Source organism: Paraburkholderia adhaesiva (assembly GCF_021390575.1).
Taxonomy (GTDB): Bacteria; Pseudomonadota; Gammaproteobacteria; order Burkholderiales; family Burkholderiaceae; genus Paraburkholderia; species Paraburkholderia adhaesiva.
In genome coordinates, this window is the sequence record NZ_JAJEJQ010000002.1 from 1,704,767 (window position 1) to 1,717,283 (window position 12,517).

The 12,517-nt window shown below is 59.5% G+C and carries 8 protein-coding genes and 1 pseudogene; 8 read left to right on the plus strand and 1 reads right to left on the minus strand.

Translation table 11 applies throughout. The features are described 5' to 3' along the window. Positions 1–200: 200 nt before the first annotated feature. Complete coding sequence (gene polA, locus L0U80_RS23265; RefSeq protein WP_233870743.1) at positions 201–2,999, minus strand: DNA polymerase I; 2,799 nt, start codon at positions 2,997–2,999, stop codon at positions 201–203. A gap of 1 nt (position 3,000) precedes the next feature. Between polA and L0U80_RS23270 the strand changes: the two genes are divergently transcribed. From L0U80_RS23270 to L0U80_RS23305, 8 genes and pseudogenes are all read left to right on the plus strand, one after another. Continuing rightward, entirely contained in the window at positions 3,001–3,756 is a 756-nt protein-coding gene (locus L0U80_RS23270) for an LOG family protein (RefSeq protein WP_233870745.1), read from the plus strand. A gap of 171 nt (positions 3,757–3,927) precedes the next feature. Beyond that, a complete protein-coding gene (locus tag L0U80_RS23275) occupies positions 3,928–4,515 on the plus strand; it encodes a chromate transporter (RefSeq protein WP_233870748.1) in 588 nt (195 codons plus the stop codon). After that, positions 4,512–5,039, plus strand: a complete 528-nt coding sequence (locus L0U80_RS23280; RefSeq protein ID WP_233870750.1) for a chromate transporter — start codon at positions 4,512–4,514, stop codon at positions 5,037–5,039. The genes L0U80_RS23275 and L0U80_RS23280 overlap by 4 nt, the downstream gene beginning before the upstream one ends. A 233-nt stretch (positions 5,040–5,272) precedes the next feature. Beyond that, on the plus strand, positions 5,273–7,288 hold the full coding sequence (locus L0U80_RS23285; protein ID WP_233870753.1) for an acyltransferase family protein: 2,016 nt from the start codon (positions 5,273–5,275) through the stop codon (positions 7,286–7,288). A 159-nt stretch (positions 7,289–7,447) separates the two neighbouring features. Beyond that, positions 7,448–7,621: pseudogene (locus L0U80_RS23290) on the plus strand (chromate transporter); the annotation flags it as partial. After that, on the plus strand, positions 7,618–8,145 hold the full coding sequence (locus tag L0U80_RS23295) for a chromate transporter (protein WP_233871551.1): 528 nt from the start codon (positions 7,618–7,620) through the stop codon (positions 8,143–8,145). The pseudogene L0U80_RS23290 and the gene L0U80_RS23295, both read left to right, overlap by 4 nt. Before the next feature lie 670 nt (positions 8,146–8,815). Next, positions 8,816–10,837: an acyltransferase family protein gene (locus L0U80_RS23300; protein WP_233870755.1), complete on the plus strand. Its 2,022-nt coding sequence runs from the start codon at positions 8,816–8,818 to the stop codon at positions 10,835–10,837. A 325-nt stretch (positions 10,838–11,162) separates the two neighbouring features. Further along, the gene (locus L0U80_RS23305) at positions 11,163–12,257 is read left to right on the plus strand and encodes a glycosyltransferase family 9 protein (RefSeq protein ID WP_233870758.1); all 1,095 of its coding nucleotides are present in this window, start codon (positions 11,163–11,165) and stop codon (positions 12,255–12,257) included. The last annotated feature ends 260 nt before the right edge of the window (positions 12,258–12,517 follow it).

Sequence of the window (12,517 nt, forward strand, 5' to 3'; positions counted from 1 at the left end):
AAAATCGTTGGATCCGCCGGCGATCATGGGCGCCGGCCATCCGGTGTTTGTCGGCTTACGGAGCGCACGGCGGAAGGCGCCGCAGCACGCATGAACGGCATGCGCGCCGCGCGCTTCTACGCCACTGCGTGCGCGGGTATTGCGTGTTCGTTACGGCAGTGTGCCCGCGCGCTGCAGCGCGCTCGGGCATCCGGGGATCGTCAGTGCGCTTCTTCCCAGTTCGCGCCGACGCCCACTTCGGCGACGAGCGGCACCTTGAGCGAGGCAACCGAGCACATCAGTTCGGGCAGACGTTTGCGCACTTCGCCCAGTTCGTCGTCGGGCACTTCGAGCACCAGTTCGTCGTGCACCTGCATGACCATTTTCGTGCGCATGCCCGCCTCGTCGAGCCACTTCTCGACGGCAATCATCGACAGCTTGATGAGATCCGCCGCCGTGCCCTGCATCGGCGCGTTGATTGCCGCGCGTTCGGCGGCCTGGCGGCGCGGACCGTTACCGCCGTTGATCTCGGGCAGCCACAGGCGGCGGCCGAACACGGTCTCGACGTAGCCGCGCGATTTCGCGTCCATGCGCGTCTCGTCCATGTAGCGTGCGACGCCCGGATAGCGCGCGAAATAGCGGTCGATATAAAGCTTCGCCGCGTCGCGCGTAATGCCGAGATTCGATGCGAGCCCGAACGCGCTCATGCCGTAAATCAGGCCGAAATTGATGACCTTCGCGATGCGGCGCTGGTCGGCGCCCACTTCGATCGGCGTCACGCCGAACACTTCGGCGGCCGTGGCGCGATGAATGTCGTCGCCGCGCGCGAAGGCGGCGAGCAGCGATTCGTCGCCCGAGATGTGAGCCATGATGCGCAGCTCGATCTGCGAATAGTCGGCGGATACGATCTTGTGACCCGGCGGCGCGATGAACGCCTCGCGGATGCGCCGCCCTTCGCCCGTGCGCACCGGAATGTTCTGCAGATTCGGATCGTTCGACGCAAGCCGCCCCGTCACCGCCACGGCCTGCGCGTAGTTCGTGTGAACGCGGCCCGTTTGCGCGTTGACCATGCGCGGCAGCTTGTCGGTATAGGTGGACTTGAGCTTGGAAAGCCCGCGATGCTCGAGCAGCAGCTTCGGCAACGGATAGTCTTCGGCGAGCTTCTGCAGCACTTCTTCGTCGGTGGACGGAGCGCCACTCGGCGTTTTCTTCACGACCGGCAATTGCAGCTTCTCGAAGAAGATCTGGCCGATCTGTTTGGGCGAGCCGAGGTTGAACTCGCCGCCCGCTAGCACATAGGCTTCCTGTTCGAGTTCGACGAGTCGCACAGCGATTTCAGCGCTCTGCCTGTCGAGCCGCTGAGTGTCGATCAGCACGCCATTGCGCTCCATCTTGCGCAACACGCGCGACGTCGGCATCTCGATCTCGCGGTACACGTAGTCGAGTCCCTTCTCCGCCGCGACCTGCGGATAGAGCGCGAGATGCAATTGCAACGTGACGTCGGCGTCTTCGGCGGCGTATTCTGCGGCTTTGTCGAGCGGCACCTGGTCGAAGCCGATCTGCTGCGCGCCCTTGCCCGCTACTTCCTCGTACTTGATCGTCTTGATGCCGAGATGGCGCAGCGCAAGGCTGTCCATGTCGTGGCTGCGATGCGATTCGAGCACGTACGATTCGAGCATCGTGTCGTGCTCGACACCGTCGAGAACGATGCCGTAATTTGCGAGCACCTGTTCGTCGTACTTCATGTGCTGGCCGACTTTTTTATGCTGCGCGCTTTCGAGCCACGGCTTAAGACGTGCGAGCACTTCACCCTGCGGTAATTGCTCCGGCGCGTCCGGTCCACGATGCGAGAGCGGGAGATACGCAGCGTGCCCCGGCTCCGTCGCGAACGACATACCAACGAGCTTCGCGACCATCGGATCGAGCGATGTGGTTTCGGTGTCGAACGCCGTGATGTCCGCAGCTTCGATTTTCTTCAGCCACGCGTCGAACTGATCCCACGTCTGGATCGTTTCGTAGTGGCGTGGCACGTCGAGCAACAGCGCAGGCTGCACTTCGGCCTCTTGCGGCTTTACGTTGCCGCCCGTCGCCGCAGGCACGGTGTCGTTCGCGCCGGTCTCGCTCACTTCTCGCAACCACGTCTTGAACCCGTGTTGCGCGAAGATGTCGCGCAGTTCCTCGCGGGCTTCGGGGCGTGTGGCAAGCGAGCCTTCGATCGACTCGATGTGTTGCGAAAGATCGCACGCGGTTTCCACCGTGACGAGCTGCTTCGCCATCGGCAGAAAGTCCAGCGCATCGCGCAGATAACCGCCCACGGCGCCCTTGATTTCGTCTGCATGTTCGACGATGCCGTCGAGCGTGCCATATTCCGTGAGCCACTTGACCGCTGTTTTCGGGCCGCACTTGTTCACGCCCGGCACGTTGTCGACGGTGTCGCCAATCAGCGAGAGATAATCGACGATCCGCTCCGGCGGCACGCCGAACTTTCCGATCACCCCTTCACGATCGAGCGTTTCATTCGTCATCGTGTTGATGAGCGTGACGTGGTCGGTCACGAGCTGCGCGAGGTCCTTGTCGCCGGTGGAGACGATCACCTTCATGCCGTACTGTTCCGCCTGGCGCGCGAGCGTGCCGATCACATCGTCCGCCTCGACGCGTTCGATCATCAGCAACGGCCAGCCGAGCGCGCGCACCGCCGTATGGATGGGCTCGATTTGTGCTGCAAGCGGTTCGGGCATGGACGGCCGGTTCGCTTTGTAGTCGGGATACCAGTCGTCGCGGAACGTCTTGCCCTTCGCGTCGAAGACGCACGCGCTATACTCTGCTGTAACTTCCTTGCGCATACGGCGCAGCATGTTGATGATCCCGTATAGCGCACCCGTCGGCTCTCCGCCAGGACCGCGCAGATCCGGCATTGCATGGTAGGCCCGATAGAGATAGCTCGAACCATCGACCAGCAGCAGGGTCTTTCCTTCCAGTTCAGTTTTTGGCCTGGTTTCCAGGCGAAGATCATCAGGCATTATGGACAAGAGAAAAGTGATTCCGAGTCTGCGTTCGCTCGCAGATCAAGAGCGCGCTACAGCCAAGAAGGCGCGCGCGTCGTGGCAGATGTTCACGATTATGGCAGAGTTTATCGAGGCAACCGAGTACCTGTCCGAGATCCGTCCGGCGGTCAGCATTTACGGTTCTGCGCGCCTGAAACCGGAGTCGGAGTACTACCAGCTCGCCACGCAGATCGCCCGCAAGGTGTCGGACGCAGGCTTCGCCGTGATCTCCGGCGGCGGCCCCGGCATCATGGAAGCGGCCAACAAGGGGGCGCACGCAGGCAAGTCGCCTTCTGTGGGCCTGAACATCGAGTTGCCGCACGAGCAGTCGGGCAACCAGTGGCAGGACATCTCGCTGCGGTTTCGCCATTTCTTCACGCGCAAGGTCACGTTCGTCAAGAATTCCGACGCTGTGATCGTGATGCCCGGAGGCTTCGGCACGCTCGACGAACTCGCTGAAGTGCTTACGCTGATCCAGACGAAGAAGTCGCGCGAGGTGCCGATCATTCTGGTGGGCTCCCAGTTCTGGAAGGGGCTGCTCGACTGGTTCCGCTCGGCGCTCGTGCCGATGGGCCTGATCAATCCGGAAGACATGGATCTCGTACAGGTGATCGACGACCCGGATCAGGTGCTCGAAGCTGTCCTCAAGTTCTACGAGGACAGCGGCGAAGAGGTCGAAAAGGAACGGTCCGCGCGGCTCGAATCCGACGACGACCGGATGTTCTACCTCTGAGGTTCTGCCTCAGACCATCCGGAGCACCGCGGCTGGCGCGCGCCCGCGCAGGGCGCTGCGCCGGGTCGCGTGCCTCATGAATCCCGGTCGCGAGACGCTGCCGTAAAAATCGCTTCGTGGCGGCGCCGTTCGGCGCTAACCTCGGGGCCTTCCCTCACCGATCGCCCCGGCATGACCCAGTCTTCCTCCACGGCGCCAACCGCCGCCCTGCACGCGCCCACCGTGCGCGAGTTGTTCCTCGGCTTTCTCGGCCTCGGCTTCACATCGTTCGGCGGCGCACTGCCGCTCGCGCGACGCGCTATCGTCGAACAGCGCCGCTGGCTCTCCGCCGCCGAGTTCACCGATCTGCTCGGCCTGTGCCAGTTCCTGCCGGGCGGCAATGTCATCAATCTTTCCGTTGCGATCGGCATGCGCTTCCACGGCTGGCGCGGCGCACTCGCCGGATTGCTCGGGTTGATCGCGGGACCGTCGCTCGTGGTGATCGCGCTCGGGGTAGCGTACGAGCGCACGCAAAACGATCCGCACGTGCAGCACCTGTTCGTCGGCCTCGCCGCCGCCGCCGCGGGGCTGCTCATCGCGATGGCCGTCAAGATCGTCCTGCCGTTGCGCCACGACCCGGCCGCTGCGTTCATCGCGCTCATCGGATTCATCGCCATTGCGATTGTGCGCACGCCGCTCTTGCCCACCATGCTCGTGCTCACACCGATAGGGATAGCGTTGGCGATTCGTGCTGCCCGCCGCGCAGGAGGCACTCAATGAGCGCCACACTCGCAGCACTCGCCGCGATCTTCAGCCAGCTTTCGCTGCTCGCCTTCGGCGGCGGCAACACGATCCTGCCCGAAATGCAACGCCAGGTCGTGGACGTGCATCACTGGATGCCCGCCCGTGAATTCAGCGCGCTGTTCGCACTCGCCCAGGCCGCACCCGGTCCGAACATGATGATCGTGACGCTGGTCGGTTGGCACGTGGCCGGCTGGGCGGGCATGCTCGTGACGTCGGTGGCGAAGTTTGGACCGTCGTCACTCGTGACTGCGGCTGTGCTGCATGCGTGGGACCGTTTCAAGGACCGGCCGTGGCGGCGCGTCGCGCAGCGCGGACTCGTGCCGGTTACTGCGGGCCTCGTCGCAGCGAGTGCTGTGTTGATCGCGAAGGCTTCCGATCCCGTCTGGATCGCATGGGCAATTACCGGTGTTTGCGCGGTGCTGGCTTTTCGCACGAGGATTCATCCGCTGTGGTTGCTTGCTGCGGGGAGCCTGATCGGATTGACGGGGTTCGGGCAATGAGGGTTTTAATTGCGAGTGGCGGGGATGATTCGGATTGCAGATCGTGTGATGCGGTAAGCGAAGGACAGATGCTGGCGCTCGCAAAAAAACACTGAACGCTGATGTCCTGCACGCGCACTATCAGTCCCGAGTCACAGCAGGGTGCGCCATACCGAGCTGCTGACCGGTTTGCATCGTTCTGACATATAATTGTTTCCGAACATTAACAATACTTTCAGCTCGACGCGCTTCCGTTGGCTGATGTTTTGGAAAAGCCGCTCTGCGGTACGGCGTTAAAAACCAAAGTTCCCAAAACAGCCGCGCACTGCCGTGTAAAACTCCGAATGCATTCTCAATCGCACATTTCATGGCGCGCCGACATCGACGGCCTGCGCGCAATAGCAGTCCTTGCAGTCGTTTTGTTTCACATAAACGCGCACATAGTCCCCGGCGGTTTCACCGGCGTGGACATCTTCTTTGCGATCTCAGGTTTTCTCATCACCAAGATCATTGTGGACGAGATGACGCAGGACCGATTCTCGTTTGCGACATTCTACTTGCGCCGTGTCCGGCGGATACTTCCGGCTTTCTGGGTGGTGTTGTGTGCAACCGTCGTAGTCGGCTACGTCGTCCTGCAACCCGGAGACATGCTTCAGATGCTCCGCTCAGCCCGGGCAGCGGCCATGTTTATCGCGAACATCTTCTTTGGAAAGCGGCAGGGATACTTTGCGCCGTCGGCCGACGAACAGCCGCTCCTTCACGTTTGGTCGCTCTCCGTAGAAGAGCAGTTCTACTTCGTCTGGCCGGCATTGCTCCTGGCAACGTTTGCTTTGACGTCCCGGATCGCGGCTCACCATCGACGCATGTCCGCACTCGTCGTTACCGTACTCCTGCTCATCGTGAGCTTCTCTGTAAGCGAGCATCTTCTGCATACCGGAAGCAGGGAAGCCTATTACTCGCTTCTATCGCGAGCGGGAGAACTGCTGATCGGCGCACTGGCGGCAATCGTGCCATTCGTCGACCGCCCTCGCACCAATCAATGGCTGGCCGCACTCGGCGTAGCAGGCATAGCAATTGGCCTGTTCGGCTTCGGCGGCGATACGCCGTTTCCGGGTTGGCGAGCACTACTTCCGACGGCGAGCTGCGCGCTGGTCCTCTATTCCGGGCAGAGCCATAACGGGCCTTCCGGGTTAGCCGCGCGAATCCTTTGCACACGCTGGCTGGGCTACGTTGGCTTGCTGTCGTACTCCCTCTACCTCTGGCACTGGCCCATTCTTGCATACATGCACTACACGTATGGGCAGGTGGCGTTGCCGGCGACGTGGGCCGTACTTGCCGCTGCACTCTCGCTCGCGCTGGCGGCACTGACTTATCACCTGGTCGAAGTGCCCGCCAAACGACTCAACGCGGGATTCTGGAAGGCCTTTTCTGGCTGCTACGTTGCCCCGCTTGTGTTGCTCCTTGCCGTGAGCGTACCGACCAGCAAAGTACTCAGTGCAATTCAGGTTGATCCCGCGACGGCTTCATTCGGCAGAAATATCTGCCATGACACACTGGCTGGGCAGTGCTCGCGGGGCGCGTCTGGCGTCGCTCCGCGCTACCTGTTGGTGGGTGATTCGCATGCCGCGATGCTTAACGCCTTTATTGATGTCGTGGGTAAGCGCGAGGGATGGTCTGCAGATGTGCTCTCAGTTAGGTCGTGCTCACCTGTATTTGGCTTCGATACGCGGCTAAGCGAGTTACCCATGCGATGCGACGACCTTAAGGCGTACCTGAAAAACAACTACAAGAAATACGATGCCGTCCTGTTCGCTTCATATTGGGCGCTTCAGTTGAACATGACCAATCGGCCGTTTGGCCCAAACTATTTGGAAGAACTGAACGAAACTCTTCGAGTAATAGCACGTGACCGTCCGATCTACGTTTTCTCGGACATCCAACGGCTCCCCATTCCCGCAGCGCGCCTCATCAGATTTCGGCGACTTGGACTAGACATCAAGCGTCCGGAGCCGCTGGAGACACAGGAGGCGAACAAGAAGATCAGGCAACTCGTGGAATCGCTTCCCAACGTTCACTGGATAGATTTATCGGCGGAAGCTCAGGCGTTTTCTCCGGACGGTTTTTATATGGGGCGAACAGCCTACGCCGACGACAATCACCTGAATGCCTATGGTTCCGGCGAATTAGCAAATTTGATGATTGAACGCGGTCAGCATCTACTCACATCGGCACCGCCACCAAACAAAGCCTCACTGCTTTCGTCGAACTAGATTTGGGTGCAGGCACTTTCTGCCGCGATTGACGCGGCGATCCTCTTGCACCCTGCCTGCACGACACGGACGTTGTGGTCCGCGAAGCTGCCGCCCGCGGGCGACTTATCCGCAGCGGCGTGTCGCGCGCTGAAGTGCCGAAAGCCCCCGCAAGGACGAGTCACGATCGTCCTGCCGTTGCGCCACGACCCGGCCGCTGCCTTCGTCGCACTCATCGGATTCGTCGCCATTGCAATTCTGCGCACGCCGCTCCTGCCCACCATGCTCGTGCTCACGCCGATAGGGATAGCATTGGCGATTCGTGCTGCCCGCCGCGCAGGAGGCACGCAATAAGCGCAACGCTCGCAGCACTCGCCGCGATCTTCAGCCAGCTTTCGCTGCTCGGCTTCGGCGGCGGCAACACGATCCTGCCCGAGATGCAACGACAGGTCGTGGACGTGCATCACTGGATGCCCGCCCGTGAATTCAGCGCGCTGTTCGCACTCGCCCAGGCCGCGCCCGGTCCGAACATGATGATCGTGACGCTGATCGACTGGCACGTGGCCGGCTGGGCAGGCATGCTCGTGACGTCGGTGGCGAAGTTCGGCCCGTCGTCGCTCGTGACGGCGGCTGTGCTGCATGCGTGGGACCGCTTCAAGGACCGGCCGTGGCGGCGCGTCGCGCAGCGCGGACTCGTGCCGGTTACTGCGGGCCTCGTCGCAGCGAGTGCTGTGTTGATCGCGAAGGCTTCCGATCCCGTCTGGATCGCACGGGGAATCACTGGTGTTTGCGCGACGCAGGCCTTTCGCACGAGGATTCATCCGCTGTGGCTGCTTGCTGCGGGGAGCCTGATCGGATTGACGGGGTTCGGGCAATGAGGGTTTTCGATTTCCGGCGACGGAAATAATTCGGATTGCAAATTGTACGATCTGGCGACCGGAGCCAATCGTGCTCCGACTGCTGGGGGATATTCGCCGATCTCGCGCGACGGTTTCCCGTGCAGGTCAGATTCGCTGAATGACCACCCGCACCGCCGTGGCATAGTCGTCAACATCTCTGTGATGTTTTCGCCGCCATTGCCGTCAACTCGAAGCGAAGTTGCGTCTCACGGACGAACCAATACCGCGCCAGCAAGCCACCATCGACCGGATCGTTGAACGCGCCCCGGGTGAACATATAGCGCCGTATTCATCCGTTCAGTGAAATGATCCTCGACATTCAGGATCGGAAGAGACGCTCAGCCAAGTGCAGCTAGCGGCGTCGCGGACCACCATGAATGCTGAAGCCGGCCTCACCCCCGCATGTGGATCGTCTATTGGCGACGCGCCCGAACTATCTCATTAATTTGACAAAACCTATCCAATATCTTAATTTCCAACGTTTTGAATATTTAAGTGGTCCGAGTTTCGGTCGACAACCTGTCCACATGCGCGATGGGTTCGAACACGCTACGGCCACAAGAACCTACAAGAATAATTTCCCGCATGCCCTATGCGGACTACCGCCACAGGCCGCTTCCCAACCTGGCCGTAGCGGGCTTTGCACCCCATGAAGAACACACCTAACTTGCCAGTCGGCACGCTGCGAGCTCTGCTCTATCGCCCCGACATTGACGGCTTGCGCGGCCTGGCCGTCCTCGGCACAGTCCTGTTCCACGCCTTCCCAACTCTCCTGCCGGGTGGATTCCTCGGCGTGGACGTGTTCTTTGTCATCTCGGGCTTCCTGATCACGCGTATCCTGCTTGCCGATCTGCAACAGGGCCGGCACAGCATCGCCCACTTCTACGCCCGGCGCATCCGGCGGATTTTCCCGGCGCTGGGCCTCGTGATGATCGCCACATTCGGCATAGGCTGGTTCTGCCTCTTCAATGACGAGTTCAAGAATCTTGGCACGCATTTGCTGACGGGCGCGGGCTTCGTGTCGAACGTGGCCCTGTGGAGCGAGACCGGCTATTTCGACAAGGCGGCCGAGATGAAGCCGCTCTTGCACCTTTGGTCGCTCGGCATCGAGGAGCAGTTCTATATCGTCTGGCCACCGCTGCTGGCCCTGGCCTTCCGCCGGGGGCACATCTGGCGGTGGCTCACCATTTGCCTTGCGGCATCGTTCGCACTGAATCTCTGGCTGGTTCAGTCACAACCGTCCGCTGCATTCTATCTGCCGGGCGGACGCGCCTGGGAACTGCTGGCTGGTGCGGCCGTGGCAGTCTGGACGCTGTCCCGCGCCGGGGCGCCCGCAACGCCGCGAGCCAGCAACCTGACGCTAGCCGTCACCGGACTGGCGCTATGCGGCGGTGCCTATCTGTGGCTGAACGCTTCCCTTGTGTTTCCCGGAATCTGGGCGGTTGCGCCAGTGCTTGGCGCTTGTCTGCTGATTCTTGCCGGTGACGACATAGCAGCACCGTCGCGCCGCTGGCTCGCTCACCCGGCCGCGGTCTGGCTCGGGAAGATCAGCTATCCGCTCTATCTCTGGCATTGGCCGCTGCTGTCCTTTGCGAACATCGAGGTCGGTGGCGTCCCGTCACCAACCACGCGTGCGAGCCTCGTGGCCATCAGCGTGCTGTTGTCCTGGGGCACGGTCGCATTGATTGAGAAGCCAATCCGGCAAGGCCCTGATCACTGGCTCAAGGTTGCGGTCCCTTGCGTGCTGATGCTCGCTATTGGCAGCACCGGCTGGGCACTTCGTCACAAGGACATCGCCGAGGCACGCACGCTCCTCAGTCAATGGAACCTCAGCAGCGCAAGTCACGGTGCCGGTCATGAACTCGTCACTGAAAGCTGCGGTGTTGAGCCAGCCAGCCAAAAGGTGTTCAGCTTCTGTTATTCTGACCGGCGCACTACACCGCAATACGCGCTATGGGGTGACAGTAAAGCGGAAGCGCTCTACTGGGGCCTCGTGCGTGAGTCCGCACCCGGTCAAAGCTGGATGCTGCTCTCCCGCCCCAGCTGTGCCCCGTTGAGTCACGTCTCCCGCAAGACTCCATATCTTTCCGACAACCCGGAAGCCTGCAATTCAGAAGCACGGGTGGCCCTCGACACACTGGTGAGAAATCCCTCGATCCATACCGTGGTCATCGCCACAGCAGGCCGTATCCTGATTGGACCGACCTATGAATTGGATGGCCACGCCTCGATAGACGGCTCACTGGCAATGCAAGGACTTGATGCGACTATCACGGCACTGCATCAAGCCAGAAAACGCGTTGTCATGCTCATCGATAACCCCACGTTGCAGGACCCAGCCCAATGCATGGACCGGAGCGCGCTCGCGCCCTCCTTGCTGCGTCGTGCGTTCAATATCACCCCGCGCAGCCCCAATGATCGCTGTGCAATCAGCTATCAAACGCACATTAGAGAGACACGGCAATACCGGGCCCTGGTCGATCAGCTTCAGCAGCGGCACCCCGAGTTACTTGTCTACGACCCTGCTGACGTCCTTTGCGACAAGCAACGTGATGTTTGCCCGATGACAGTCGGCGGCAAATTTCTGTACAGCTACAGCGACCATATCTCTGATGCTGCAAATGGTTCCATTGCGAAGGAAATAAACAGGCTGTTGAGCACGCCGAGGTAACCTGCATGATCGCCTGCGCCTAAGCGAAGCCTATGACAGAATCAAGGCACAATACACTTTCGACATCGGATTCCAATTACGCGACCTGATTTCAGACTGCTTCAGTGAATGTCCTCGGCCCGGACCTGAGCAACTGGCGCACGCGCAAGCGTGTATTTCTCGACGAAATGGAGCACGCCGTGCCGTGGCGCGAATTTCTGGATCGGCGCATGTTCGCGTTTTGCGTTTTGCGGTTTGGACGTCGATAACTCAGTATCAGCATTCGGGGGCAGACTGGAAAGTACCAGATTGCATCTCTTGTTAAGGAAGATTGGTCTAGTTTTTTATGAAATTAAAATCTTTTGTTAATAAAATTTTATCCGTACCGGATCCCTGGATCTTCCAGCAGCCGATTGCCCAACACAATCGTGCGTGGTTTAAGATCATGAAGTCGCAGATTCATAAGATTTTCACTATGACTCGTGCTCGTCAGATGAGGATCTACCATGAACTTGATGAGATACCACGGTTCGCGTCCGGATCGAGGGTGTTATTGGTTTATGATGGCATAGTCCATATTGGCGACGCCCTAATGGATTTGGCGGGACGTGCGCTTTTGGAGGGTCATTCGGTAAAGATGGACGTGGTGCTTGATCCGGCTCTCCTTCCGGTGTTTGAATCTGATCCATGGTTTAGTCGAATTTATACGGATATTAGTCAAGTTCAAGCGGAAGATTACGCGTTCGTAATTTTGAATACGCTAAACCGACGCGTAATAAAAAAGAAGGCTCACTCTTCTCTGCGAGATCTACCTTTCACTAGCCTTGTTGGCTGGTTCATAGATCGGCGCTTCTACAATAAAATACAGTTCAGCTATTACTCGTGGTCGCGGATACTTGGTCTTAGTCGCAGCAACGCAGAATTACAAGCGGAAGCGCGTGTGGTGATGGGTTCGCCGATAGCGAGAGCAGGGTTATCTCAGATTGTGATTGCGATCGGGGGCAAGGAAGCGGATCGGACATATCTGCGATGGTCAGAGGTATTGCGCCTTGTGGATCAAGACAAAAAGTTATCGCAGTATCAATATGCATTGATTGGATCGCGGAATGGTTTATCCGAGGCGCAGTCTTTACTTAGTCATAAATTCGAGAACATTAATCTGATTTCATATGTGAATACGCTTACACTTCACCAGACGCGTGAGGTGGTTGGTAATTCGATACTATTCATGGGGGCGGATGGGGGCTTGATGCACGTAACGCACACGACGAGCACGCCCACATTGGCATTGTTTAGCGGAGAAGTCGACCCAAGGGCGCGATACATTGATAATCAGCACTTTAACTGCAAGTTCATAAGAAGTGCGGGAGATGTTTCCGAAATAGATCCAACGACCGTTGCTCGCGAATTGGCTTTGGCTTTGGATGCGAAAAAAGTCTAATACCTTGTTTGATTTTTTGTATTTTTCGCCGTTATAAGAGAAACCTCTTCTGATTCGCGTCAGAAGGGGCTTAAGGATGGTGTTCAAAACTCATGCGTCTGCGGGTACGCCTGAGCGACGTTTCCAGCGACTATAGCCCCGCAGGCACCTTTGAGAGCAGCGCGTGCGCCGATGTCGGGACTCACGTGGGCGGCTCGAAGCCATAGACGGCGGCCCACTACACGACGTCGCGGGAGATTGGACGTGTCACTCCCGTGCCG